The following is a 25,161-nucleotide window of genomic DNA, read 5'->3' on the forward strand; positions in this document are numbered from 1 at the left end:
CCGCGAGGACGCCCGTGCTAGCCGAACCGCCCAACGCCGCGAAACCCGTCTCCGCCTCCGCCGAGGCGGAGGGGTTCGTGCTGAAGATGGAGGTCGACGGCCGCGACCTGGCGGCGATGCGCCAGCGGGTCCGGGCGGCGCTGGCGGAGCTGGACCAGGACCTGGTGCAGGACGTCGAGCTGGTCTGCACGGAGCTGGCGGCCAACGCCTGCGACCACGCGGCCGGTCCGCACCACCTGGTGCTGCGGCACGGCACCCGCGACGGCCTGCCGTCGGTGCTGGTGGAGGTGCGCGACGCGACGCCGGACCGGTTCCCGCAGGTGGGCATGTCGACGCTGGGGCCGCACCGGGGCCACGGCCTGAAGATGGTCCAGTCGCTGGCCGCCGCGTGGGGCGTGCACGGCGACACCACCACCAAGACCGTCTGGGCCGTCGTCACCACCCCCTGACCGCGCCTGCAAGTACTACCCGCCGCGCCCCACAGGGCCGCTCACCACTACCCGGCTCACCGCGGAACGCGGGACCAGCCGGTGCCCGAACCCGAGTAGCAGCCCAGGTGGGCGGGCTGGTCGCGCCCGCGCTGCCTGCCGTGCCGGCGGGGTGCGCGTCTTCACCGCCGACGCGAGCGGCGAGAACCAGGTCAACGGCGTGCGCGCTCACCCGGACCAGTGACAGCCCTTGCGGAGGACGGCGTGCGGCGCATCTGCTTCTTGCTGCGGAGCGCGGGGCGCGGGGCGCGCGAGGTCGACACCCGCCGACCGAGGTCTGCCACCTCGACTGACGACTGACGACTGACGCGAAGGAGGCCGGCCGTGGACGTGACCACCCGCATCGGCGTCGTGATGAACGGCGTGACCGGGCGGATGGGGTACCGGCAGCACCTGCTGCGGTCGGTGCTGGCCATCCGCGAGCAGGGCGGGGTGCCGCTGTCCGACGGCCGCCGCGTGCTGCTGGAACCAGTCCTGGTCGGCCGCGGCGCGACCAAGCTGCGCGAGCTGGCCCGGCGGCACGACGTCGAGCACTGGTCCACCGACCTGGACACCGTGCTCGGCGACCCGCGCTGGCAGGTGTACTTCGACGCGCAGCTGACCAGCGTGCGGCACAAGGCCGTGGTCGCGGCGATCGAGGCGGGAAAGCACCTCTACACCGAGAAACCGGTCGCCGAGACCGCGCGGCAGGTCGTGGAGCTGGCCCGGCTGGCCGACGCGGCGGGCCTGCGGCACGGCGTGGTGCACGACAAGCTGTTCCTGCCGGGGCTGCTCAAGCTCAAGCGGCTGGTGGACGCCGGGTTCTTCGGCCGGGTGCTGTCGGTGCGCGGCGAGTTCGGCTACTGGGTGTTCGAGGGCGACGGGCAGAGCGCGCAGCGGCCCTCGTGGAACTACCGCAAGCAGGACGGCGGCGGAGTGGTGGTGGACATGTTCTGCCACTGGAACTACGTCCTGGAGAACCTGTTCGGCCGGGTCCGCGCGGTGACCGCCAAGGCCGTCACGCACATCCCGCGCCGCTGGGACGAGCGCGGCGAGCCCTACGAGGCCACCGCCGACGACGCGGCGTACGGCATCTTCGAGCTCGACGGCGGGATCATCGCGCAGGTCAACTCCTCCTGGGCGGTCCGGGTCCACCGGGACGAGCTGGTGGAGTTCCAGGTCGACGGCACCGAGGGCAGCGCGGTGGCCGGGCTGTGGGGGTGCCGGGTGCAGCACCGCTCGATGACGCCCAAGCCGGTGTGGAACCCGGACGTGCCCACCACCGAGCGGTTCCGCGACCAGTGGGCCGAGGTGCCGGACAACGCGGTGTTCGACAACGGGTTCAAGGCGCAGTGGGAGCAGTTCATCCGGTCCGTGGCCGGCGACGGCGAGCACCCGTACGACTTCTACGCGGGAGCGCGCGGCATCCGGCTCGCCGAGGCCGGGCTGCGCTCGTCGGCCGAGGGCCGCCGCGTCGAGCTGGAGGAGATCGCCCCGTGAGCTTCCGCAGCCGCATCGCCTTCGCCGCCGCGCACGTCGCCGCGGACCCGGCGGGCGACAACCGCCCCGGTGCCCCCGCCGCGCTGGACTGGGACGCGACACTGGCGTTCCGGCACCACCTGTGGCGGCACGGCCTGGGCGTGGCCGAGGCCATGGACACCGCCCAGCGCGGCATGGGCCTGGACTGGGCCGCCACCAGGGAGCTGATCCGCCGTTCCGCCGCCGAAGCCCGCTCGGTGGGCGGCCGGATCGCCGCCGGAGCGGGCACCGACCACCTCTTACCGTCCACAGTGGACGGTGTACGTGCGGCCTACGAAGAGCAGGTCGAAGTGGTGGAATCCACTGGCGCGCAAGTGATCCTGATGGCCAGTCGCGCCCTCGCCGCCGTGGCGCGCGGTCCCCGGGACTACCACGCCGTCTACGGCGAGGTGCTCCGGCAGGTGCGGGAACCGGTCATCCTGCACTGGCTCGGCCCCGTGTTCGACCCGGCGCTCAAGGGCTACTGGGGATCGGACGACCTGGACCTGGCGACCGACTCGTTCGTCGAACTGGTGCGCGCCCACGCCGACAAGGTCGACGGGGTCAAGGTCTCGCTGCTGGACGCGGCCCACGAGGTCCGGCTGCGGGAAGCGCTGTCCGTGCGCGTCTACACCGGCGACGACTTCCACTACCCGGAGCTGATCGAGGGCGGCAGCGACGCACTGCTGGGCGTGTTCGCCGCCATCGCCCCCGTCGCGGCGCGGGCGTTGCGGGCACTGGACTCCGGCGACCACGACGGCTACCGGGCCGCCTTCGAGCCGACGCTCCCGCTGGCCCGACACCTGTTCGAAGCGCCGACGTACTACTACAAGACCGGCATCGCCTTCCTGGCCTGGCTTTCCGGGCACCAGCCCGGCTTCACCATGGTCGGCGGCCTGCAAGCCGGTCGCGGCGTGCCGCACCTGCGCACCGCCTACCACCTGGCGTCCGGCATCGGCCTGTTCGAGGACCCGGAACTGGCCCAGCGGCGGATGCGGGCGTTCCTGACCGTGGCGGGGGTGGCGTGATGCGACGCCTGTCGCTCAACCAGAGGACCACCGCCTCGTGGAGCGTCCCGGAGGCGGTCGACGGCTGCGTGCGCGCGGGCGTCGAGGCCATCGGCCTGTGGCGCGAGCCGGTCGCCGAGCACGGCCTGCGGCGCACCGCGAAGCTGGTCCGCGACGCCGGCCTGCGGGTGTCCTCGCTGTGCCGCGGCGGTTTCCTCACCGCGCCCGGCGCGCTGGGGGACAACCGGCGCGCCATCGACGAGGCGGCGGCACTGGGCACCGACTGCCTGGTGATGGTCGTCGGCGGCCTGCCCCCCGGATCGAAGGACCTCGCCGGAGCGCGCATGGCCGTGGCCGACGCCATCGCCGAGTTGGCCCCGTGCGCGGGGGAGCGCGGCGTGCGGCTGGCACTGGAGCCCATGCACCCCGTGTACTGCGCGGACCGCGGCGTGCTGTCCACCCTGGAGCAGGCGCTGGACCTGGCCGAGCGGTTCCCGGTGTCACAGGTGGGGGTGGTGGTGGACACCTTCCACCTGTGGTGGGACCCCCAGGTGTGGCAGCAGATCGCCCGCGCGGGCGCGCGGATCGCGAGCTACCAGGTCTCCGACTGGATCACCCCGCTACCCGCCGACGTGCTGCTGGGGCGGGGCATGATGGGCGACGGCCACATCGACTTCGCCGCGTTCACCGCCGCCGTGAACGCCGCCGGGTACACCGGCGACATCGAGGTGGAGATCTTCAACGCCGACGTGTGGAACACACCCCCCGACCAGGTCCTGACCACCGTCAAGGACCGCTACCGCCGCCTCGTCCACACCCCCCGCGAGTAGCCTCCCAGCCCCCTGAGTCCACCCCCCAACCCACCACGCCCGCCCCCGGTGTCACCCACCTATGGGCGTGTCGGGCGTGTCGCCCCCGCGAGTCGAACGCTCAGACACCCCGAATTCAACATTCGCGCACCCCGACTCGCACTCTCGCGGCCCCGACCCGCGCTCTCACGCCCCGCCCCGCACTTTCGCGTCCCGCCCCGCGCTTTCGCGTCCCGCCGCGTGCTTCCGCACCTCGGGTAGTAGTTACCGGCTTCCCCAACCCCGTCGGGTAGTACTTGCCCACGCACCAGGGGTGCGCGCGGAGCGCGCGCAGCGGGGTGCCCGCGAGCGCCGCTTTGCTGGATAACCCAACCCCAACGACGAACTCAGGGGTCCTGAGCGTTCGACTCGCGGTACCTGGGCGTTCGACTCGCCGTGGGTGGGGTCAGGAGGGGGTGTAGCGGCGGAGGGGTTGGGTGGTGCGGAGGAGGGCGCGCAGGTCGGCCAGGGTGCCGTGGACGGCGCCGATGGCGCGGGCTTGGACCAGGACGTTGCCCAGGGCGGTGGCCTCGACCGGCCCGGCCACCACGGGCAGCCCGCACACGTCGGCGGTGAGTTGGCACAGCAGCCCGTTGCGCGCCCCGCCGCCCACCAGGTGCACGACCTCGATCTCCTTGCCGGACAACCGCTGCGCCTGCGCCAGCGTGTCGCGGTAGGCCAGCGCCAGGCTGTCCAGCACGCACCGCACCACCTCTGCCGGACTGGTGGGCACCCGCCGGCCGCCACGCAGGCAGTGCTCGGCGATGCGGTCGGGCATGGGGCCCAGCGAACCGTCGTCCGGCGCCAGGAACTCGGGCGCGTCCGGGTCGATCAGGCAGGCGAACGCGTCCACCGACGCGGCTTGGGCGAGCAGCGGCTCCAGCGCCAGGCCGGGCCACGCCCGCAACGACTCCTGCAGCAGCCACAGCCCCATCACGTTGCGCAGGTAGCGGATCGTGCCGTCCACTCCGGCCTCGTTGGTGAAGTTGGCCCGCCTGCTCTCCTCGGTCAGCACCGGCCGGTCCAGCTCCACCCCGACCAGCGACCACGTGCCGCAGGAGATGTAGCCGAACGCGCTGCCCTCGGCGGGCACGCCGACCACCGCGGACGCCGTGTCGTGCGAGCCCACCGCGTGCACCGGCACCGACCCGGTCGGCCCGCTCCCGGTCGGCCCGGTCCCGGTCAGCCCGGTCTCGGCCAGCACGGCGGGCAGCAGGTCGCCCCGGTGGTCGCCGGGTTCGCACAGGGGCGGGAACAGGGACGGGTCGACGCCGACGCGCTCCATCAGGCCGGTGGCCCACCGGCCGGTGCGGATGTCGAGCAGTTGCGTGGTGCTGGCGTTGGTGCGCTCGGCGGCCACGTCGCCGGTCAGCCACAGGGTCAGCAGGTCGGGGATGAGCAGGAGCCGGTCGGCCACGGACAGCTGCGGGGTGCGCGCCGCGGCGACGAGCTGGAAGAGGGTGTTGAACGGCAGCACCTGCACGCCGGTGGTCGCGTACAGGTCGTCCACCAGGGACAGCACCCGCTCGGCCACGCCTTCGGTGCGGGAGTCGCGGTAGTGCACGGGGTTGCCCAGCAGCGCGCCGGAGCGGTCGAGCAGTCCGTAGTCGACCGCCCAGGAGTCGATGCCCACGCTCGCCAGCGGGTCGCCGGCGGCGCGCAGGCCGTCGAGGACGCCGCGGTAGAGCGCGAGCACGTCCCAGTGCAGCGTGCCGCCCAGCCGCACCGGCCCGTTGGGGAAGCGGTGGACCTCGGTCAGCGCCAGCTCGCCCGCGCCGACCTCGCCCACCACGACCCGTCCGCTGGAGGCCCCGAGGTCCACCGCCGCCACCCGTCGCACCGGCACCTCCTGAAACGTTTTAACACCTCTGCGGGCAGCTAGGATCAAGGGTGCGGCGGGGCGAGGTCAAGAGGGAGGCGCGGTGGGGTCACCGGTGAGCATCCGCGACGTGGCGACGCGCGCGAAGGTGTCCGTCGGCACCGTGTCCAACGTGCTCAACCGGCCCGAGGTGGTCGCCCCGGCGACCCGCGAGCGGGTGCTGGGCGCGATCACGGAGCTGGGCTTCGTGCGCAACGACGCGGCCCGCCAGCTGCGCTCGGGCACGCCGCGCGCGATCGGCCTGGTGGTGCTGGACGTGGGCAACCCGTTCTTCACCGACGTGGCCCGCGGCGTGGAGGACACCGCCAGCGAGGCCGGGCACGCGGTGATCCTGTGCAACAGCGACGAGTCCGCGCGGCGCGAGGCCAGGCACGTGGAGCTGCTGGCCGAGCAGCGCGTGCACGGCGTGCTGATCACCCCGGTGGACACCGACCTGGCCGCGGTGCGCAGGCTGCGCGACCGGGGCATCTCGGTGGTGCTGCTGGACCACCCCACCGACGAGCCGGACCTGTGCTCGGTGGCGGTGGACGACCGCCAGGGCGGCGAGCTGGCGGTGACCCACCTGCTGGCCGAGGGCTACCAGCGGATCGTCATGGTCAACGGGCCCGCGCGCATCCACCAGGCGCGGCAGCGGCACCGCGGCGCGGTGGACGCGGTGCGCAAGGCCGGGCGCTCCAGGTCGGTGCTGGAGGAGCTGGTGGTGCCCGCGCTCAACGTGGCCTCCGGGCAGCGCGCGGCCGAGCGGCTGCTGGCCCGCTCCACCCGGCCGGACGCGGTGTTCTGCGCCAACGACCTGCTCGCGCTGGGCGTGCTCCAGGTGCTGGTGCGGGCCGGGGTGCGGGTGCCGGAGGAGATGGCCGTGGTGGGCTACGACGACATCGACTTCGCCGCCGCGGCGGCGGTCCCGCTGACCTCCGTGCGGCAGCCGCGCCAGCAGATCGGCCGCACGGCGGCGGAGCTGGTGATCGCCGAGACGATGTCGCCCGCCGAGCACGAGCACCGGCACGTGCTGTTCGCGCCGGAGCTGGTGGTGCGCGAGTCCAGCAGGCGGCCCGTTCGTCCCCGGCGTGGGCGATGAACCGTATCCCTTGACGGCCATCGCGCCGGACTGCTGTCATGAACCGGTCCGGGGCGTGGTCCACCGCCGCCTGGGAGCGCTCCCAGAATCGAGGCGAAGGAGCAACGGTGCTCACCAACTCGTTCCGCGCGCGGGTGGCCGCGGCGGCGACCGCCCTGCTGGCGGGCGGCCTGCTCACCGGGCCCGCGCACGCCTGCCCGGCCGACGGCTCTCCGGCCGACGCCTGCCCGGCCACGGCGGAGGCCGACCCCGCGGGCCGCAAGCAGGTCGAGCGGCTGGACCGCGGCCTGATCAGCGTGCGCTCGGGCAGCGGGAACCTGGTCAGCTGGCGGCTGCTGGCCGGTGACCCCCGCAACGTGGCGTTCAACGTCTACCGGGGCGCCACCAAGCTGACCGGCACACCCCTCACCACGTCCACCAACTACCTGGACAGCGGTGCCCCCGCCGACGCCTCCTACACCGTGCGCGCGGTCGTCGACGGCGTCGAGGAACCCGCCTCCCCGGCCTCCCTGGCGTTCCCCGGCGGCTACCGGGACGTGCCGATCCAGCCGCCGTCCAACGCCTACGGCGCCGGTGACGCCGGCGTCGGCGACCTCGACGGCGACGGGCGCTACGAGTTCGTGCTGAAGTGGGAACCCAACAACGCCAAGGACAACTCCCAGTCCGGCACCACCGACGTGGTCCTGATCGACGCCTACCGGCTCGACGGCACCCGGCTGTGGCGCATCGACCTGGGCCGCAACATCCGCGCGGGCGCGCACTACACGCAGTTCCAGGTCTACGACTACGACGGCGACGGCAGGGCCGAGGTGGCGATGAAGACCGCTGACGGCACGCGCGACGGCCGGGGCGCCGTGATCGGCAACGCGAGCGCGGACCACCGCAACTCCAGCGGCTACGTCCTGGCCGGACCGGAGTTCCTGACCGTGTTCGACGGCTGGACCGGCGCGGCGGTGTCCACGGTGAACTACGAGCCGCCGCGCGGCAACGTCGCCTCCTGGGGCGACAACTACGGCAACCGCGTGGACCGGTTCCTGGCGGGCACGGCCTACCTGGACGGCGCGCGGCCCTCGCTGATCATGGCGCGCGGCTACTACACCCGCGCGGTCGTCGTGGCCTGGGACTTCCGCGACGGCAGGCTGGTGCGGCGGTGGACCTTCGACAGCAACACCTCGGGCAACGGCGGCTACGCGGGCCAGGGCAACCACGCGCTGACCGTCGGCGACGTGGACGGCGACGGCCGCGACGAGATCGTCTACGGCGCGGCGGCGATCGACGACGACGGGCGCGGCCTGTGGACCACCGGGCTCGGCCACGGCGACGCGGCGCACCTGGGCGACCTGGACCCGTCGCGGCCGGGGCTGGAGTACTTCAAGGTCTCCGAGGACACCGCCAAACCCGCTTCCTGGTTCGCCGACGCCCGCACCGGCCAGCGGCTGTGGACCACGGCGGCGGGCGGCGACAACGGCCGCGGCGTCTCCGGCGACATCTGGGCGGGCAGCCCCGGCGCGGAGTCGTGGTCGGCGGTGGACACCAGCCTGCGCGACACCAGGGGCGCCGCGATCGGGCGCGAGCCCTCGTCGAGCAACTTCCTGGTGTGGTGGGACGGCGACCCGGTGCGCGAGCTGCTGGACCAGACCCGCGTCGACAAGTACGGCACGGGCGGCGAGACGCGCCTGCTGACCGGCAGCGGGGTGCGCGCGGTCAACGGCACCAAGGCCACCCCGTCGTTGAGCGCCGACCTGTTCGGCGACTGGCGCGAGGAGGTGGTGTGGCCGACGTCGGACAACACCGCGCTGCGCGTCTACGCCACCGGGCACCAGACCGACCGGCGCATCCCGACGCTGATGCACGACACCCAGTACCGGACCGCGATCGCCTGGCAGAACACCGCCTACAACCAGCCGCCGCACCCGAGCTTCTTCCTCGGCGACGGCATGGCCACCCCACCCTGGCCCGACGTCCACTACGCGGGCTGACCCAGCGCCTGCAAGTACTACCCGACCCCTCCGCGAGGGCCGTTAACTACTACCCGACGCGGGTGGTAGTTAACGGCGCGGAACGGGTGAACGGGTAGTACTTGCAGGCGTTTAAAGCTTGGTCTCCCTGGTGCGCCAGAGGACCAGGACGAAGTAGGGCGTGCCGACCAGTGCGATGACCAGGCCTGCGGGGATCTGGGCGGGCGCGATGGCCGTGCGCCCGATCGTGTCCGCCGCGCTGACCAGCAGCGCCCCGAGCGCCGCCGCCACCGGCAGCACCCGCGCGTGCCTGCCGCCCACCAGCGAGCGGGCCAGGTGCGGGGCGACCAGGCCGATGAACCCGACCACGCCGATCGCGGACACCGCGGTGGCGGCCAGCACGCCCGCCGTCACCAGCACCACCAGGCGCGAGCGCTCCACCGGCAGCCCCAGCACGCGCGGCGTGTCGTCGTCCAGGCTCTGCAGGTCCAGCTCCCGGTGCCGGGCCAGCAGCAGCGGCAGGCCCACCAGCAGCGCCAGCGCGACCGGGGCCAGCTGGTCGAGCTGGCGGCCGTAGGTGGAGCCGGACAGCCAGGTCAACGCCTTGGCGGTGTTCCACGGGTCGGACACGACCACCAGCAGCGAGGTCAGCGAGGTGCCTCCCGACCACACCGCGATGCCGATCACCACCAGCCGGTCCGAGCCCAGCCCCGACCGCCGCGCCAGCCCGTAGACCAGCGTGAACGCCGCCAGCGCGCCCAGGCCGGCGGCCCCGGCGACCGACCAGCCGCCCGCCCGCGGCACCACCGTCAGCACCAGCACCGCGCCCAGCCCCGCGCCCGCCGTGATGCCCAGCAGGCCCGGCTCGGCCAGCGGGTTGCGGCTGACCGACTGCACGCCGCAGCCCGCCACCGCCAGCGCCGCGCCCGCCAGCAGCGCGGCCAGCACCCTGGGCAGCCGCTGGTCCAGCACGAACGTCAGCGCGGTGCCGGTGCGCCCGGACACCCAGTTGGCCAGGTCGCCCAGCAGCACCAGCCGGTCGCCCAGCATCAGCCCGGCCAGCGGGGCGGCCACCAGCAGGGCCGCCAGCGCCACGGCCGTGGCCACCAGCCTGCGCCGCGACCCGGCCACCCCGACCCGGCCCGCCGGCGCCTGCCGCGCCGCGCCCCCGGAAGCGGTGCGGCGGGCCAGCCACACCAGCACCACCGCGCCGAGCACCGTGGTCACCACACCGGTCGGCACCGGCACCGCCTCGGCCGCGCCCAGCGCCGCGCGCAGCCCCACGTCCGCGCCCAGCACCAGCACCACGCCCACCAGCGCGGACACCGGCAGCAGCGTCCGGTGACCGGCGCGCGGCAGCAGCAGGCGGGTCAGCACCGGCGCGCACAGCCCGACGAACCCCACCGGCCCGGCCACGGTGACCGCGGCGGCGGTCAGCGCCACGGTCAGCAGCACCGCGCCCACCCTGGTCCGGCGCACCCGCAGGCCCAGCACGGCGGCGTTGTCGTCGCCCAGCGCGAGCAGGTCCAGCGACCGGCCCATGGCCACCAGCGCGGCCAGCGCCACCAGCACCACCGGCGTCATCTGCCCGGCCGCCACCAGGTCGCCCGCGGTCAGCGACCCGCTGCCCCAGGCGAACAGGCCGGTGGTCCGCTGCTCGAAGGTCAGCAGCAGCAGGACGGTCACCGAGTGCAGCGCCAGCGCCAGCGCCGAGCCCACCAGCACCAGTCGGGGGCTGGTGCCCCCGCCGCCGGACAGGCCGAGCACGACCACCGCCGCGCCCAGCCCGCCCAGCAACGCCACCGCGCCCGACGGCAGCGCGGGCAGGTCCAGCCCGAACGCGGCCACCGCCACCACGGCCAGGTGCGCGCCCCCGTTGACCGCGAGGGTGTCCGGCGCGGCCAGCGGGTTGCGGGCCACCGACTGCATCCCGGCGCCCGCCGCGCCCAGCGCCAGGCCCACCAGCAGCGCGGTCAGCAGGCGCGGCACCCGCGCCCCGGACAGCACCGCCTCGGTCTGCGGGTCGGCCTGCCCGAACACGGCGCGCAGCACGTCGAGCACGCCGGTCGAGGAGGTGCCCTGGGTCAGGTGGACCGCGCACAGCAGCGCGATGGCGAGCACCGCGCCCCCGGCCACCACAGCGGTGCGGGCTCCGGTCACCACAGCGGTGCGGGCCCCGGTCACCGGACCGGTGCGGACGCCGGCCATCAGCTGGTGATGGCCTTCACGACCTGCTCGGCGATGTGCACCACGGAGCGCGGGCCGCCGAAGGTCCAGGTGCCCGGCTCGAACCGGGTCACCTCGCCGGAGGCGACGAACGGCAGCCGCTGCCACACCGGGTTCGAGCCGAGGCCGGTGGTGAACACGTCCTCTTCGGAGGCGCTGTAGAACATCGCGGTCCTCGGGTCGGTCAGCGCGGTCAGGCCCTCCACGTCGGTCTGCCCCAGGCCCCACTGCGCGTCGACCTCGCCGGTCCAGGCGTTGACCAGGCCGACCGCCTCGGCCGCGTCGGAGACCAGGGAGCCCTTGCCGAACGGGCGGATGCTGACGGTGCTGCCCGCCATCCAGCCGTCGGCGATGAACACGGGGGTGCCCGCCTTGCCCGCGGCTTCGACGGCCTCGCGCCCGTCGGCCAGCGCCTTGTCCATCTCCGACAGCACGGTCTCGGCCTCGGCGGTCTTGCCCAGCGCCTGCGCGATGACCTTGAAGTCGGCGCGGGTGCGGTCGAGGTTGCCGCCCTCGGTGCCCGCCTTGGTCACCAGCACCGGCACGTACTGCTCCAGCTGCGTCACCAGCGTGGTGTCGCGGGCGGCGGCGACGATCACCAGGTCGGGGTCGAGCGCGACGATGGCGTCCACGCTGGGCTCGGCGCGGGTGCCCAGGTCCTTGACCGAGGAGTCCAGCGGCGCCACCGAGTCCCACTTGGCGTAGTCGGCGGTCTCGGCCGCGCCGACCGGCATCACGCCGAGGGAGACGACCATCTCGGCCTCGCCCCACTCCAGCGCCACGACGCGGCGGGCGGGGGAGTCCAGCTTGATCTCCTTGCCCCGCGAGTCGGTGACCGAGACCGGGCCGCCGCCGGAGGTGGCGGTGGTGCTCGGCGCGGCCTGCTCGGTGGTGCCGCAGGCGGACAGCAGGAGCGCGCCCGCGATCAGGGCAGGGGTCAGCACACGCATGGGTTCGTCTTTCTCTAGTGGTGGATCAGGCCGCGCGCGGCCGGTGCCGCCCCACGGGGCGGCAGTGGACCGAACCGGTCACGGGGTCGTGCGCGACGTGCACGGTGACGCCGTAGGCGCGGGTGAGGTGCTCGGCGGTGAGCACGGAGCGGACGTCGCCGCTGGCCACCACCCGTCCCCCGCACAGCAGGACGACGTGGTCGGCGATGACCGCCGCGTGGTCGAGGTCGTGCAGCACGACGCCGACCGCCACGCCTTCGTCGGCCAGGTCGCGCACCACGTCCAGCACCTCGACCTGGTAGCGCAGGTCGAGGTGGTTGGTGGGCTCGTCGAGCAGCAGCACGGAGGTCTGCTGCGCCAGGCAGGAGGCCAGCCACACCCGCTGCAGCTCGCCGCCGGACAGCTCGTCCACGCCGCGCGCGGCCATCGGCGCGACACCGGTCAGCTCCATCGCGCGTTCGACGGCGGCGGCGCCATCGGGGTCCGCGCCGCGCCAGCCCGCGCGGTGCGGGTAGCGGCCGTAGCCGACGACGTCGCGCACGGACACCCCGGACGGGGTGGGCCGGTGCTGGGTGAGCAGCGTGACGTTGCGGGCGAACTCCTTGCCGGACAAGGCTCCCGTCCAGACCGGCTGCTCGCCCAGGTGCACCTCGCCGTCGCTGGGCCGGTGCAGCCGGGCCAGCGAGCGCAGCACGGTCGACTTGCCCGAGCCGTTGGGGCCGACCAGGGCGGTGACCGCGCCCGCCCGCAGCTCCAGGGACACGCCCTCGACGACCGCGCGGTCGTGGTGGGCCAGGACCAGGTCGCGGCCGGTGAGCAGGACACCCTCAGACATGAGGTGAGGCTAACCTAAGGGTTCCCCCGAACGGGTGTGACCTCGTGCACTTCCGGTCTAGCGGGTCTCGGCCCCCAACGCCTGCTCGCAGCGCCGCACGCCCTGCTCCGCGCGGGTCCGCTCGCCGCTGCGGCCGATGTTCTCCGCCAGCACCAGCGCCTCCCGGTGGTAGGCCAGCGCGCTGCTCAACTCGCCCTGCGCGTGGTGCAGCTCGCCCAGCCCGTTGAGCACCTCGGTCTGCAAGCTGCGGTCGTTGTGCTTCTTCGCCAGCGCCAGCGCCTGGTCCAGGTAGTCCAGCGCCTCCGCGGTCTGCCCCAGCTGCAGGTGCAGCCGCCCCAGGTCGGCCAGCGTGAAGCCCTCCAGGTTGTGGTCGTCGTACTCCCGCGCCACCGCCAGCGCCGCGCGGAAGTGCGCCAACGCCTCCTCGTGCAGCTCCATCCGCCGGTACAGGCTGCCCATGTTGTGCAGGACCGTGCCCTGCGCGAAGTGGTCCTCCGCGTCGTCGGCGTACTTGAGCACCTGCTGGTAGTGGTCCAGCGCCTGCTCGTGCCTGCCGGTGCGCTCGTGGATGATGCCGATGTTGTTGACCGCGGCGTGCTCCAACCTGCTGTCGCCCAGCTCCCGGCCCAGCTCGGCGGCCTGCTCGTTGTACTCCAGCGCCCTGCCGTAGTCGCCCAGCCAGCGGTGCACCGCGCCGAGGTGGCGCAGCGCGTTGGACCGCTGCGCGAGGTCGGTGGCCACCGCCAACGCCTTGCTGTGCACCGAGATCGCGTCGGTGAAGTGCGCCCCCACCACGAAGTAGCGGTGCAGCGTCGTGGACAGCCTGCCGGTCTGCTCCGGGCTGCCCCGGCCCGCCAGCGCCACCAGGTTGTGCCGCTCGGCGTCCAACCACGCCAGCGCCTGGTCGTAGTCCGGCGGCGGCGCGGCCGGGCCCGGCACCTCCGGGCGGTGCAGGCGCTCGTAAGGCGCGATGGCGTCCATCGCCGCCGAAGCCCGCCGCAGGAAGTGCTCCACCAGCCGCTCCAGCGCCGCCGCCAGCACCCGCGGCGGCTCCGTCGACGCGGCGAGGTCCGCCGCGTAGGCGCGCACCAGGTCGTGGATGTGGAAGCGGTCGTCGGGGGTGCGGTGCGCGAAGTGCATCCGGCTCAGCACCGCCATCGCCCGCGCCGCCTCGCCCGGTTCCGCGCCGGTCAGCGCCGCGACCGCGGCCACGTCCAGCTCCGGGCAGTGGCACGCGCCCAGCAGCCGCAGCGCGCGGGCCGCCTCGGCGGGCAGCTCCCGGTAGGACCAGGAGAACGTGGCGCGCAGACCGGTGGCCGGGCCGTCCAGGTCCAGCGCGTCCAGCGAGCGGGCCAGCTCGCGGGCGAAGACCGCCAGCGGCAGGTCCGGCTCGGTCGCCGCGCGCGCCGCCACGATGCCCAGCGCCAGCGGCAACCCGGCGCAGGTGCCGATGATCGCCTCCACCGCCGCGGGCTCGGCGGCCACCCGGTCCGCGCCGAGGTGCCTGGCCAGCAGCTCGCGCGCCTGCTGCCCGGTTAGCACGTCCACGTTCACCGGGCGGGCGCCGTACGTGCTGACCAGGCCGGGCAGCTTCTGCCTGCTGGTGACCAGCACGGTGCCGGTGGCGCTGCCCGGCAGCAGCGGCTCCACCTGGGCGAAGTCGCGGGCGTTGTCCAGCAGCACCAGCATCCGCCGCCCGGCCACCAGGCTGCGGTACAGCCCCACCTGCGCGTCCAGGTCGGCCGGGATCACTGCGGCGGGCACGCCCAGCGCGTCGAGGAACCCGCGCACCGCCACGCCCGGTGGCACCGGCGTGCCGCTGGGGTCGAAGCCGTGCAGGTTGACGTACAGCTGCCCGTCCGGGAAGCGGTGCAGGTTGCGGTGCGCCCAGTGCAGCGCCAGCCAGGTCTTGCCGATCCCGCCCGCGCCGCCCAGCGCGGCCACCACCAGCGCGTCGGCACCCGGCGCCGCGCGGTGCGCCTCGTCCAGCGCCGCCAGCTCGCGCTCCCGGCCGGTGAACGGCCGCGGCGCGGCGGGCAGCTGCCTGGGCACCGGCCGGTCGGTCGGCGCGGGCTTGCGCGACTGGTGCACGTGCTCGGCGACCCGGAACCACGCCTCGCCCCACAGCGCCTGCTCCGCGGGCGAGGCGCCCAGCGCGATCACGATGCGGTCCAGCACGTCGGCGGGCGCCAGCGTGGTGCCGGTGATGTAGGTGTGCATCGTCGAGCGCGGCACCCCGACCCTGGCGGCCAGGTCCGCCAGGCTCACCTTCGCCTTGCCGCTGCCCCGAGCCGCCCGGCCGCGCAGCAGCTCCAGCTCCCGCGCCAGGTCGGCGGGCGTGTGCACCTCCGTCGGGGAGACCCGTCCCTCCCGCCTCGGCGCATCCGCCATCCCGCCCCCCGCTCGTGTCCAGCCGAATCCAGGATTGTCCAGCACTCACTGTGACAACCGCAACGCGCCCCGTTGTTCCCCCGTCACCCGATTACCCCGCTTGAACTGGGTGAACACCGCAAAGCGGCGGCTTGGTAGACCCATTCCGGGCTCACGTGGAAACCCCCTCGCCCGCGAGTCGAACGCTCAGGTCGTGCGAGTTCAACGTTCAGGTCGCGAACTGAGCGTTCAGAACTAAAAGCGGCGCTCGCCGCGCGGCAGGTCGCCAAGGACGGCGCTCGCGAGGGCCTGCTGCGCGCGCTCCGCGCGCGCAGCGGGGTGCGTGGGCAAGTACTACCCGGCGGGTGCGTGTGGGTCGGTAAGTACTGCCCGAGGTGCGCGAATGTTGAGTTCGGGGTGTCTGGAGGTTCGACTCGCGGGGTGGAGGGGGCGACACGCCGGGCGGATGGGGGAGTTGTGACGGGGGTGGGGGAAGGGGAGAGGCAGGTGAAACAGCTAGATGATGAGCAGTGACTTGCCGACGGTGTCGCGCCGCGCCAGTGACACGTGCGCGTCCTTGGCCCGCTCCAGGGAGTAGGTCGCGCCGATGAAGGGGCGCAGCTGTCCCCGCTCGGCGAGTGCGAGCGCTTCGGTCAGCAGTTCGCGCACGGTGGCGTGGTCGGGTGGACCGTCGGCCAGCGGGTTGTGCACGTGGATCCGCCGCTGCTCGGCCACCTGCGGGTCGACCTCGGTGAACCCGTCGGAGGTGCCGTAGGTGACGAACCGCCCGCCCTCGGCGACGGTGTCGAACACGGCCGCGCCGAGCGGGCCGCCCGCCCCGTCGAAGGCGAGGTCGACGGCCTCGACCCGCCGCTGCCAGCCTGCTTCCGAGTAGTCGACGACCTCCTCGGCGCCCAGTTCGCGGGCCAGCGCCAGTTTGCGCTCCCCGCGAGCCGCCGCGACGACTCGCGCGCCCGCGCCCCGCGCGAGCCGCACGAGCAGCGACCCTGCCCCGCCCGCCGCGGCGGCGACCAGCACCCGCTCGCCCGCGCCGACCTTCGCCTGCTTGAACAGGGACAACGCGGTGACGCCGTCGTGGACGAGCGCCGCGGCCACGTCGGAGCCCACACCGGCGGGCACCTCGACGAGGCTGTCGACGTCGGCCACGACCTGCTCGGCGTACCCGCCGGACGCCCGCGCGACGACGTGCCGCCCGACCCAGCCGGGGTCCACGCCCTCGCCCACCGAGAGCACGTGCCCCGCGCCGCCCCCGCCCGGCACGTAGGGCGGCTGGACGGGGAAGAACTCCTGCCCCCAGCCGCCGCGCAGCAACGTGTCGAGGAAGATCACGTCGGCGGCCCGCATCCCGATCACCACCTGCCCGCGCCCGGCGACCGGGGCGGGCACCTCCGCCGCGACGAGCACCTCGGGACCACCGAATTCACGCACCTGGACCGCACGCACCGAAACCACGTCCTCCGTCAGGATCGACTCGACCGCGCCGAACGTAGGAGTTCGAGTTAAGTGGAGGTCAAGGCACGACGCGGGCGGCGGCGATCGGGCGCTGCTCGGTGGTGTGCGCGCCGGTGGAGGCGGTGTTCACGCTCCACCGGTACCGGGCGAACTCACCGGTCCGGTCGGCGGCGTAGAACATCATGTGCCCGTAGCCCGCGCCCTCGGCGCGGCTGCCCGCGTTGAAGACGCGGCTGTCCGGGAAGGCGGCGTAGTCGCCCACCCCGTGCCGCCCGTGCGGCTCGGCGGTGCAGTCGACGACCTCCACGGCGTACTGGGTCTCGCCGGGGAAGTTCAGGCCGCGCCCGGACGCGACGTGGACGCCCTTCACCGACCGGACCATCACGATGTGCCCGGTGTTGGTGTCCTGGTCGTTGCGGTAGTCGATGGCGATCAGGTCGCCGGGCAGCAGGTCGGCGACCCTGGTCACCCGCTCGAAGTGCGGTGTCGCGTCGGCGGCGAACACGGCGCGGTAGTCCCGCGCGAACGGGCTGGCCAGTCCGAAGTGGGCGGTGAAGAACGCGGGCGTCGCCCACCGCGGGTAGGCCCGCTTGAGCACGGCGGTCTGGAACGACGCGCACTGGCTCTGGTTGAACCACGTGGCCGCGTCGCCCGGCGTGCCCCAGGTGACGACGTTGCGCTGCTCCGGGGCTTTATAGGTGTTGTTGGACAGCGGGCACGTCGGCAGGGACAGGTGGTCGACGAGCTGCTCGGCCGCCAGCAGGTGCGGTGTGGACGTCCCCGCGCGCACCGCGACGGCGGTGCCGCCGGAGAACGATCGGCGTGACAGGTCCATCGTCGTGGCTCCCTCTTCGGTGCGGGCCCGCACACCGTAACGACAGCGGGAACGGCGGCGGGCCGTCCACCTCCCACGTGACGGGAAGCTCATCTCGACACCCGCGAGGGCGATTAGGCTCGGTTGGCCGGGAAGCGAGCGTGGAGGCAAGTGGATGCGGAAGTGGCTGGCCGTCGCCGAGGACGTGGCCGCCGGGTTGCGGACGGACGCGGCCGAGCGCGACCGGCGCGGGGCCGAGCCGGTGGCCGAGGTCGCGGCGCTGCGCGCGTCGGGCCTGCTGGGGCTGCGGGACTGGACCACCCAGCAGGCGGTGACCAGGGTGGTCGGCGCGGCCGACGCCAACATCGGGCACCTGCTGGGCTACCACTACCTGCAGGTGTGGCGCGGCGAGCTGTTCGACAACCCGTCCTTCGACCCCGGTGAGGACCTGTTCTGGGCGGGGGTGAGCAACCCGCTGGACGCGGCGCTGCGGCTGACCCCGACCGGGGACGGGTTCACCGTCGACGGCCGCAAGACCTTCGCCACCGGGGCCTCCGTGGCCGACCGGCTGGTGGTCAGCGCCACCCGCGAGGACACCGGGCAGAAGCTCACCTTCACCCTCGACGCCCGCGCCGAGGGCATCACCTACCTCGGCGACTGGGACAACATCGGGCAGCGCCTGACCGCCAGCGGCGGCGTGCGGTTCGACGGCGTGCGCGTGCCCGCCGAGCAGGTGCTGGGCGAGGCGGACGAGAGCAGCCCCCGGCTGTCGCTGGCCGCGCTGGGCTTCCAGCTCGCGCTGTCCCAGCTGTACGTGGCGCTGGCCGAGGGCGCGCTGGACGAGGCCGCGCGGTACACCCGCACCACGACCAGGCCGTGGTTCCTCAGCGGCGTGGACTCCGCCACCGCCGACCCGTACGTCCTGGGCACCTACGGCGAGCTGGTCTCCGACGTGAAGGCGGCCGGGCTGCTGGCCGACCGGGCCGCCGCCGCGCTGGGCGAGGCGTCGGACCTGGGCGCGGACCTGACCGTCGAGCAGCGCGCCGCCGCCGCGGCGGAGATCTCGGCGGCCAAGGTGGTCTCCACCAGGGTCGCCAACCACACCACCGCCAAGGTCTTCGAGCTGTGCGGGGCGCGGGCCACCGCCGCCGGCTACGGCTTCGACCGGTTCTGGCGCAACGCCCGCACGCTGACCCTGCACGACCCGGTGTCGTACAAGGCGCGCGAGGTCGGCGCGTACTTCCTCACCGGCGAGCACGCCCCCCACACCGGGTACAGCTGATGGAGCCGGTGCTGGCGAACAGCGTGCGGCTGGCCGACGACGGCGTGCACGTGCTGGACCGGCGCGGCTTCCCGTTCGAGCGGACGTGGGTGCGCTGCGCGACGGTGGCCGAGGTGGCCAAGGCCGTCGAGGACATGGTGACGCAGTCGTCCGGACCGTACTTCGCCGTGCTGTGGGGCATGGTGCTGGCAGCCCGCGAGGCGCGCGGGCTGCCCCCGGAGCGGGCCGTGGCGCACCTGGAGCGGGCGGGCGAGCTGCTGGTGGCGACCCGACCGACCAACAACCACCTGCGCAAGGCGGTCGCGGCGGTGCTGGCCGGGGTGCGTGCGGCCGTGGCCGAGGGGCGCGACGTGGAGCAGGGTGCGCTGGAGGGCGCGCGGGCGGGCGACGAGCGGTACCGCCGCCGCAGCCGCGCGCTGGGCGCGGCCACCGCCGAGCTGCTGCCCGAGGACGGCGCGGTGCTCACGCACTGCTGGGCGGACCTGTACCTCACCGAGACGGTGGCCGCCGCCCAGCGCGCGGGCAAGCGCTTGCGGTTCTTCTGCACCGAGACCCGCCCCTACCTGCAGGGCGCCCGGCTGACCGCGGAGACGCTGGCCGAGATGGGCGTGGACACCACGCTGATCACCGACGGCATGGGCGCGGCGGTGCTGGCCTCCGGGGAGGTCGACGTGCTGCTGACCGCCGCCGACCGGGTCACCATGGACGGGCACGTGGTGAACAAGGTGGGCACGCTGGGCCTGGCGGTGGCCGCGTCCGCGTTCGGCGTGCCGTTCCTGGCCATGGTGCAGGCCCCGGACCGGCTCGCGCCGACCGCCGCCGACGTGCCGATCGAGCACCGGCAGGGCGAGGAGGTGCTGCACACGCTGGGCAGGCGCACCGCGAGCGACCGGGTGCGCGGGCACTACCCGGCTTTCGACGTCACGCCGCCGAGGTTCGTCACCACGGTGGTGACCGACCGGGGGCCGTACGCTCCCGACCGGCTGGCCGACTACTACGCCGACGAGCAGGGGAACGCGGGATGACTGAATGGGTCGTGCTCGACATCGAGGGCACGCTCAGCGCCACCGACCAGGTCCTGGTCGTGCTGTACGACTACGCGCGGCCGAGGCTGGGGCCGTGGATCGACGAGCACCCGGACGACCCGGCGGTGCGCGAGGCGGTCGCGCAGATCCGCGAGCTGTCCGGTGTGGACGGTGGCACCGAGGAGCTGGTCGCGGTGCTGCACGGCTGGATGGACGCCGACCGGAAGGTCACCCCGCTCAAGACGTTGCAGGGCCTGATCTGGCAGCGCGGCTACGAGGTGGGCGACCTGGTGGCGGAGCTGTTCCCGGACGTGGTGCCCGCGCTGCGCGAGTGGCACGACGACGGCGTGAAGCTGGCCGTGTTCTCCTCCGGTTCGGTGCCGGGGCAGGTGGCGTTCTTCGGCCACACCACCGAGGGCGACCTGACGCCGCTGTTCGAGCACCACTTCGACACGGTCAACGCCGGCCCCAAGCGGGAGGCGGACTCCTACCGCAGGATCGCCGCCGTGCTCGGCTCCGACGACATCACCTTCTACTCCGACGTCCCGGCCGAGCTGCACGCGGCGGCGGAAGCGGGGTGGCGGACGGTCGGCGTGGCCCGGCCCGGCGAGCCCTACGGCGATGCGGACTTCTCCCCGCACCGGACCGTGAGCGCCCTGTGACCCCGGACCTGGCACGGGCGGGGGAGGAGCTGGCCGCCGAGTGCGCCCGCTACACCGCGATGGGGTGGATGCGCGGCACGTCGGGCAACCTGTCCGTGGTGCTCGACCGCGACCCGCTGCGCCTGGCGGTGACGGTCAGCGGCAAGGACAAGGGCGAGCTGACGCCGGACGACGTGGTCGTGGTCGACGCCGACGGCGCCACCGAGGACCCGGTGAAGGTGCCGTCGGCCGAAGCCGGGCTGCACGCGCGCATCGCCGCGGTGGCCGGGGCGGGCGCGGTGGTCCACGTGCACGCGCTGGCCCCCGTCGTGGCGGCCGAGCTGTGGCCGGACGGCGTGGAGCTGCGCGACCTGGAGATGCTCAAGGGCTTCGGCCGGGCCGCGCACGACGACCGCGTGGTGGTCCCCGTGGTGCCCAACAGCCAGGACATGCGGGTGCTCGGCGACGCCTTCGAGGCCGGGTTCCGGGCCGACGTCCCGGCCTTGCTCGTCGCCAGGCACGGGGTGTACGTGTGGGGTGAGGACCTGCGCCGGGCGCGGCACCGGCTGGAGTGCCTGGAGTGGTTGCTGCGCTTCAAGGTCGAGACGAGGAGGCACGCGCCATGACCCTGCTGACCGTGTGGCCGGACGGCGATCCGGGGACCGTGCTGGTCCGCACCTCCGACCCGGAGGAGGTCCAGGTCGAGCTGAAGCGGCTCGGCGTGCGCTACGAGCGGTGGCCGGTGGTGCCGGGCGTGACGGTGGACAACGCCCTGGAGGTCTACCGGGACCAGGTGGCGCGGGTGGTCGAGACCGAGGGCTACATCCTGGTCGACGCCATGGACCAGACCCCCTCCGACGACCCCGAGTGGATCGCCGCGGCGGCCCAGGCGCGGCAGAAGTTCCTCGCCGAGCACACCCACGACGACGACGAGGACCGCTTCTTCGCCCGCGGCGCGGGCGTGTTCTACCTGCACGTGGGCGACCGCGTGCACGCGGTGCTGTGCGAGGCGGGCGACCTGCTCAGCGTGCCCAAGAACACCACGCACTGGTTCGACATGGGCACCCGGCCGGACTACGTGTCGATCCGGTTCTTCCACGACGACGACGGCTGGGTCGGCAACTTCACCGGCAGCGACATCGCCCGGTCGTTCCCGACCTTCGACGAGCTGATGGCGGGTCACCGGGGCTGAGCGACCGCCCTGGCGGCCAGTGCCCAGCACTCGGCCATCAGCTCGCGCAGGGCGAGGTGGAACTCCAGGCCCGCCGCCGGGTAGCGGGCCACCACGGCCGCGCGGTCCAGCAGCCTGCTGCGCGCGGCCGTGGCCACGTCCCAGGCCACCGGCCCGCGCCAGGTGTCCTCGAAGTCGTTCCACACCGGTCCGCGGGCGGTGCCCAGCAGGTTGCCCGCGTGCGCGTCGCCGTGCAGCGGCTGCACCAGCAGCTCCGGCCACCGCGCGACCAGCTCGTCGCGCCGCGCCACCAGCTCGGGCGGCCCGCCCAGCAGCGCCAGCGCGGCGTCGACGTCGTCCAGCGGCCCTCGGGTGGGCAGCGGGCCGGGGTAGTCGCGCAGCTCGGCGTGCAGCTCGGCCAGCAGCGTCGCGAACGAGGCCGGGTCGGGCCGCCAGTCCGGGTCGTGCGCGACGAACGCGGCGAACGCCACCACGACCCCCTCGACCAGGTGCGGACCGGGCGGGGCGTCCGCCGGGTCGCCGACCACCGGCACGCCGCGCGCGGCCAGGTGCCCGCTCACCGCGATCGCCCGCCGGAAGTGGTCGGCCACGCGCGGGCCGCGCACGGCCGCCGTGGTGGTCGCCGCCCGCGCCACCACCGGCGCGGGGCGCAGGTGCACCAGCAGGTTGCTGCCGTCCTTGACGACCACCGGGTCACCGGTGGGCAGCCCCAGCTCACGGGCCAGGGCGAGCACTCGCCGTAGTGCCACGATCACTCCCCTCGGCGGCCTATAACGAATCGGCGACAGGCCGTATCCCCCGAACGCCCCAGCGCGATACGGGTGCGTCCGGAGGAATCAGATCCGCCGGTCAGCCACTTCTCGTCCGATGGAGCTTTCCATGCGCATGACCGCCCGTCGCTTCGTCCTCACCGCCGTGGCGCTGGCCGCCACGACGTTCTCCGCGCTGCCCGCGGCCCTCGCGACGGAGGCCCCCGACCCCGGTGACCCCCGCGCCACCGCCCGCTCCGGCAACCTGGCCTGGGACCACAGGGACTCGTGCCGCACCGCCGGTCTCACCGGCACCGCCTACGAGAAGGGCCTGACCAGCACCCAGACCGCCACGCACCTGACCATCACCGGCTTCAACGGCTACGAGGTCACCGGCGTGGTGGTGAAGGGCGGCAACGCCTACAACGTCTACCCGGTCGACAAGCTGGGCGAGCTGCCCTGGGCGGACCTGCACTCGCCGCTGCTGGCCAACAAGAACGCCGGGGTGCCGGCCATCAGCCACTGGTTCTTCTGCGCGACGAAGAGCACGACCACGACGACCACCACCACGACAACGGTGGTGACCACCACTCCGACCCAGTCCACGACGGACGCGACAACGCCCACCACGACGGCTCCCACCACCACGGCGGAGACCACCGGGGCGAGCACCACCGGTGAGTCGGCCGCGGAGTCGACCACGGCCACGACCACCACCACGCCCGTCGCCGCGGCGTCCCCTTCGGACGACGACCTGGCCAACACCGGCTTCGGCTCGCTGTGGCTGCTCTTCGCGGGCCTGGGCCTGGTGGCCGCGGGCGCGCTCGCCGTGGCCTCGCCGAAGCTGAGGGCCCTGCTGCGCCGCTGACGGCGCCGACGGCGCTGACGCCGCGCACCGCTGACCGGCCCCTGGACGTTGTGACCTGCGCTACCTCGCCCGATCCAGGGGCCGGCCCAGCGACGCCCGCCCGATCAGCGCCGTCTACGATCCGATGAGCCGGTGGCGGTGCGCCGCTGTCCGGTGAAGACAGAACCAACCGTGCAGGAGGCACCGTGACGGCCGTAGCCCCGCAGCCGATCGCAACGCGGCCCTTCGGGACTCGCGAGGCGGTCAAGGGATCGTTCCTGCTGCGGATGTTCCGCACCACGGACCACAAGCAGATCGGGCTGATGTACCTGGTCACCTCGTTCGCCTTCTTCATGGTGGGCGGCGCGATGGCCATGCTGATCCGCACCGAGCTGGCTCGGCCGGGTATGCAGTTCCTCTCGCAGGAGCAGTACAACCAGCTGTTCACCATGCACGGCACGGTGATGCTGCTGCTGTACGCGACGCCGATCGTGTTCGGCTTCGCCAACTTCATCCTGCCGCTGCAGATCGGCTCGCCGGACGTGGCGTTCCCCCGGCTCAACGCCTTCTCGTACTGGCTGTACCTGTTCGGCGGCCTGATCGTGCTGGCGGGCTTCATCACGCCGGGCGGCGCGGCCGACTTCGGCTGGTTCGCCTACACCCCGCTGTCCAACGCCATCCACTCGCCGGGCGCGGGCGCGGACCTGTGGCTGGCCGGTCTCGCGGTCGGCGGTCTGGGCACCATCCTCGGCGCGGTCAACATGATCACCACCGTGGTCTGCCTGCGCGCGCCGGGCATGACGATGTTCCGGATGCCGATCTTCACCTGGAACATCCTGGTGACCAGCGTGCTGGTGCTGCTGGCGTTCCCGATCCTGACCGCCGCGCTGCTGGGCCTGATGGCCGACCGCCACCTGGGCGCGCACGTGTTCGACCCGGCCAACGGCGGCGTGATCCTGTGGCAGCACCTGTTCTGGTTCTTCGGCCACCCCGAGGTCTACATCGTCGCGCTGCCGTTCTTCGGCATCGTGTCGGAGATCTTCCCGGTGTTCAGCCGCAAGCCGATCTTCGGCTACAACGGCCTGGTCTACGCCACGCTGGGCATCGCGGCGCTGTCCGTGGCCGTGTGGGCGCACCACATGTACGCCACCGGCGCGGTGCTGCTGCCGTTCTTCGCCTTCATGACCTTCCTCATCGCCGTGCCGACCGGCATCAAGTTCTTCAACTGGATCGGCACCATGTGGAAGGGGCAGCTGACGTTCGAGTCCCCGATGCTGTTCAGCATCGGCTTCATCGTGACGTTCCTGTTCGGCGGCCTGTCCGGCATCCTGCTGGCCGCCCCCGCCCTGGACTTCCACGTCTCGGACACCTACTTCGTGGTGGCGCACTTCCACTACGTGCTCTACGGCACGATCGTGTTCGCCACCTTCGCGGGCATCTACTTCTGGTTCCCGAAGTTCACCGGCCGGATGCTGGACGAGCCGCTGGCCAAGCTGCACTTCTGGACCACGTTCATCGGCTTCCACGCGACGTTCCTGGTGCAGCACTGGCTGGGCAACGAGGGCATGCCGCGCCGGTACGCCGACTACCTGCCCGGTGACGGCTTCACCACGCTGAACATGATCTCCACCATCGGCGCGTACATCCTGGGCGCGTCCACGCTGCCGTTCATCTACAACATCTTCAAGAGCTACCGCTACGGCGAGACCGTGCAGGTGGACGACCCGTGGGGCTTCGGCAACTCGCTGGAGTGGGCGACCTCCTGCCCGCCGCCGCGGCACAACTTCACCGAGCTGCCCCGCATCCGCTCCGCCCGCCCGGCCTTCGAGCTGCACTACCCGCACATGATCGAGCGGATGCACGACGAGGCGCACGTGACCTTCACCGGCAAGGCGATCTCGCACGAGAAGGCCAAGCCCGCCCCCTCCGAGGTGGCGGCGCGCGCCGTGCAGTCCGGGACGGCTTCGGAGAGCACCGAGGAAGACCACCGCTAACCTGACCG

Annotated in this window: 21 protein-coding genes; 13 read left to right on the forward strand and 8 right to left on the reverse strand. The window is 73.5% G+C overall.

What is annotated here, in order from left to right; genetic code table 11:
* Nucleotides 1–14: 14 nt before the first annotated feature.
* The 4 genes from JOF41_RS00670 to JOF41_RS00685 all read left to right on the forward strand — a co-directional run bounded on the left by JOF41_RS00670 (nt 15) and on the right by JOF41_RS00685 (nt 3,822).
* A complete protein-coding gene (locus JOF41_RS00670) occupies nt 15–449 on the forward strand; it encodes an ATP-binding protein (protein WP_209615307.1) in 435 nt (144 codons plus the stop codon).
* Between the two features lie 393 nt (nt 450–842).
* Entirely contained in the window at nt 843–1,967 is a 1,125-nt protein-coding gene (locus tag JOF41_RS00675; RefSeq protein WP_189222608.1) for a Gfo/Idh/MocA family protein, read from the forward strand.
* Complete coding sequence (locus tag JOF41_RS00680) at nt 1,964–3,013, forward strand: dihydrodipicolinate synthase family protein (RefSeq protein WP_307867149.1); 1,050 nt, start codon at nt 1,964–1,966, stop codon at nt 3,011–3,013. Before JOF41_RS00675 ends, JOF41_RS00680 begins: the two co-directional genes overlap by 4 nt.
* A complete protein-coding gene (locus JOF41_RS00685; protein ID WP_209615310.1) occupies nt 3,013–3,822 on the forward strand; it encodes a sugar phosphate isomerase/epimerase family protein in 810 nt (269 codons plus the stop codon). The genes JOF41_RS00680 and JOF41_RS00685 overlap by 1 nt, the downstream gene beginning before the upstream one ends.
* A 424-nt stretch (nt 3,823–4,246) precedes the next feature.
* Here the strand turns inward: JOF41_RS00685 and JOF41_RS00690 are convergent, their stop codons facing one another.
* Nucleotides 4,247–5,680: a rhamnulokinase gene (locus JOF41_RS00690; RefSeq protein WP_209615313.1), complete on the reverse strand. Its 1,434-nt coding sequence runs from the start codon at nt 5,678–5,680 to the stop codon at nt 4,247–4,249.
* Between the two features lie 82 nt (nt 5,681–5,762).
* Between JOF41_RS00690 and JOF41_RS00695 the strand changes: the two genes are divergently transcribed.
* On the forward strand, nt 5,763–6,797 hold the full coding sequence (locus tag JOF41_RS00695) for a LacI family DNA-binding transcriptional regulator (protein WP_209615316.1): 1,035 nt from the start codon (nt 5,763–5,765) through the stop codon (nt 6,795–6,797).
* Between the two features lie 107 nt (nt 6,798–6,904).
* Complete coding sequence (locus tag JOF41_RS00700; protein WP_307867151.1) at nt 6,905–8,776, forward strand: rhamnogalacturonan lyase; 1,872 nt, start codon at nt 6,905–6,907, stop codon at nt 8,774–8,776.
* A gap of 111 nt (nt 8,777–8,887) precedes the next feature.
* Here the strand turns inward: JOF41_RS00700 and JOF41_RS00705 are convergent, their stop codons facing one another.
* The 6 genes from JOF41_RS00705 to JOF41_RS00730 form a co-directional block, all read right to left on the reverse strand.
* Complete coding sequence (locus JOF41_RS00705) at nt 8,888–10,963, reverse strand: iron ABC transporter permease (protein ID WP_209615319.1); 2,076 nt, start codon at nt 10,961–10,963, stop codon at nt 8,888–8,890.
* Complete coding sequence (locus JOF41_RS00710) at nt 10,963–11,931, reverse strand: ABC transporter substrate-binding protein (RefSeq protein WP_209615322.1); 969 nt, start codon at nt 11,929–11,931, stop codon at nt 10,963–10,965. The genes JOF41_RS00705 and JOF41_RS00710 overlap by 1 nt, the downstream gene beginning before the upstream one ends.
* A gap of 25 nt (nt 11,932–11,956) precedes the next feature.
* Nucleotides 11,957–12,766 carry an ABC transporter ATP-binding protein gene (locus tag JOF41_RS00715; protein ID WP_209615325.1) on the reverse strand — a complete coding sequence of 270 codons (810 nt, stop codon included), beginning with the start codon at nt 12,764–12,766 and terminating at the stop codon, nt 11,957–11,959.
* Between the two features lie 57 nt (nt 12,767–12,823).
* A complete protein-coding gene (locus JOF41_RS00720; RefSeq protein WP_209615327.1) occupies nt 12,824–15,157 on the reverse strand; it encodes a tetratricopeptide repeat protein in 2,334 nt (777 codons plus the stop codon).
* A 495-nt stretch (nt 15,158–15,652) separates the two neighbouring features.
* Nucleotides 15,653–16,600 carry a zinc-binding dehydrogenase gene (locus JOF41_RS00725; RefSeq protein WP_209615331.1) on the reverse strand — a complete coding sequence of 316 codons (948 nt, stop codon included), beginning with the start codon at nt 16,598–16,600 and terminating at the stop codon, nt 15,653–15,655.
* Nucleotides 16,601–16,667: 67 nt separating this feature from the next.
* Nucleotides 16,668–17,444, reverse strand: a complete 777-nt coding sequence (locus tag JOF41_RS00730; RefSeq protein WP_189222364.1) for a hypothetical protein — start codon at nt 17,442–17,444, stop codon at nt 16,668–16,670.
* A 154-nt stretch (nt 17,445–17,598) separates the two neighbouring features.
* Between JOF41_RS00730 and JOF41_RS00735 the strand changes: the two genes are divergently transcribed.
* Genes JOF41_RS00735 through JOF41_RS00755 form a run of 5 tightly spaced genes read left to right on the forward strand, consistent with a single transcriptional unit; the run spans nt 17,599 to nt 21,563 of the window.
* A complete protein-coding gene (locus tag JOF41_RS00735) occupies nt 17,599–18,705 on the forward strand; it encodes an acyl-CoA dehydrogenase family protein (protein WP_209615333.1) in 1,107 nt (368 codons plus the stop codon).
* Nucleotides 18,705–19,730, forward strand: coding sequence for a s-methyl-5-thioribose-1-phosphate isomerase (locus JOF41_RS00740; RefSeq protein WP_209615335.1), 1,026 nt, complete (start codon nt 18,705–18,707; stop codon nt 19,728–19,730). Before JOF41_RS00735 ends, JOF41_RS00740 begins: the two co-directional genes overlap by 1 nt.
* A complete protein-coding gene (mtnC, locus tag JOF41_RS00745; protein WP_189222358.1) occupies nt 19,727–20,392 on the forward strand; it encodes an acireductone synthase in 666 nt (221 codons plus the stop codon). The genes JOF41_RS00740 and mtnC overlap by 4 nt, the downstream gene beginning before the upstream one ends.
* Nucleotides 20,389–20,997 (forward strand): methylthioribulose 1-phosphate dehydratase, encoded by a 609-nt coding sequence (gene mtnB / locus JOF41_RS00750; RefSeq protein WP_209615337.1) that lies wholly within the window; start codon nt 20,389–20,391, stop codon nt 20,995–20,997. Before mtnC ends, mtnB begins: the two co-directional genes overlap by 4 nt.
* Nucleotides 20,994–21,563 (forward strand): 1,2-dihydroxy-3-keto-5-methylthiopentene dioxygenase, encoded by a 570-nt coding sequence (locus JOF41_RS00755; protein WP_209615339.1) that lies wholly within the window; start codon nt 20,994–20,996, stop codon nt 21,561–21,563. The genes mtnB and JOF41_RS00755 overlap by 4 nt, the downstream gene beginning before the upstream one ends.
* On the opposite strand, the gene JOF41_RS00760 is transcribed toward JOF41_RS00755, so the two are convergent.
* On the reverse strand, nt 21,551–22,312 hold the full coding sequence (locus JOF41_RS00760) for a phosphotransferase (RefSeq protein WP_209615341.1): 762 nt from the start codon (nt 22,310–22,312) through the stop codon (nt 21,551–21,553). The two genes, JOF41_RS00755 and JOF41_RS00760, sit on opposite strands and share 13 nt — an antisense overlap.
* Before the next feature lie 136 nt (nt 22,313–22,448).
* Between JOF41_RS00760 and JOF41_RS00765 the strand changes: the two genes are divergently transcribed.
* Nucleotides 22,449–23,180 carry a hypothetical protein gene (locus JOF41_RS00765; RefSeq protein ID WP_209615343.1) on the forward strand — a complete coding sequence of 244 codons (732 nt, stop codon included), beginning with the start codon at nt 22,449–22,451 and terminating at the stop codon, nt 23,178–23,180.
* Nucleotides 23,181–23,365: 185 nt separating this feature from the next.
* The gene (ctaD, locus tag JOF41_RS00770) at nt 23,366–25,153 is read left to right on the forward strand and encodes an aa3-type cytochrome oxidase subunit I (RefSeq protein WP_189222348.1); all 1,788 of its coding nucleotides are present in this window, start codon (nt 23,366–23,368) and stop codon (nt 25,151–25,153) included.
* Nucleotides 25,154–25,161 lie beyond the last annotated feature (8 nt).

This window comes from Saccharothrix coeruleofusca (assembly GCF_017876325.1).
In the GTDB taxonomy this organism is placed as follows: domain Bacteria; phylum Actinomycetota; class Actinomycetes; order Mycobacteriales; family Pseudonocardiaceae; genus Actinosynnema; species Actinosynnema coeruleofuscum.

Bases quoted from the DNA above. Each gene is read 5' to 3' on its own strand.
- JOF41_RS00740 (WP_209615335.1), top strand. From the start codon at position 18,705: ATGGAGCCGGTGCTGGCGAACAGCGTGCGGCTGGCCGACGACGGCGTG.
- mtnC (WP_189222358.1), top strand. From the start codon at position 19,727: ATGACTGAATGGGTCGTGCTCGACATCGAGGGCACGCTCAGCGCCACC.
- JOF41_RS00735 (WP_209615333.1), top strand. From the start codon at position 17,599: ATGCGGAAGTGGCTGGCCGTCGCCGAGGACGTGGCCGCCGGGTTGCGG.
- JOF41_RS00685 (WP_209615310.1), top strand. From the start codon at position 3,013: ATGCGACGCCTGTCGCTCAACCAGAGGACCACCGCCTCGTGGAGCGTC.
- JOF41_RS00715 (WP_209615325.1), bottom strand. From the start codon at position 12,766: ATGTCTGAGGGTGTCCTGCTCACCGGCCGCGACCTGGTCCTGGCCCAC.
- JOF41_RS00675 (WP_189222608.1), top strand. From the start codon at position 843: ATGAACGGCGTGACCGGGCGGATGGGGTACCGGCAGCACCTGCTGCGG.
- JOF41_RS00710 (WP_209615322.1), bottom strand. From the start codon at position 11,931: ATGCGTGTGCTGACCCCTGCCCTGATCGCGGGCGCGCTCCTGCTGTCC.
- JOF41_RS00720 (WP_209615327.1), bottom strand. From the start codon at position 15,157: ATGGCGGATGCGCCGAGGCGGGAGGGACGGGTCTCCCCGACGGAGGTG.
- JOF41_RS00765 (WP_209615343.1), top strand. From the start codon at position 22,449: ATGACCGCCCGTCGCTTCGTCCTCACCGCCGTGGCGCTGGCCGCCACG.
- JOF41_RS00730 (WP_189222364.1), bottom strand. From the start codon at position 17,444: ATGGACCTGTCACGCCGATCGTTCTCCGGCGGCACCGCCGTCGCGGTG.
- JOF41_RS00755 (WP_209615339.1), top strand. From the start codon at position 20,994: ATGACCCTGCTGACCGTGTGGCCGGACGGCGATCCGGGGACCGTGCTG.
- JOF41_RS00705 (WP_209615319.1), bottom strand. From the start codon at position 10,963: ATGGCCGGCGTCCGCACCGGTCCGGTGACCGGGGCCCGCACCGCTGTG.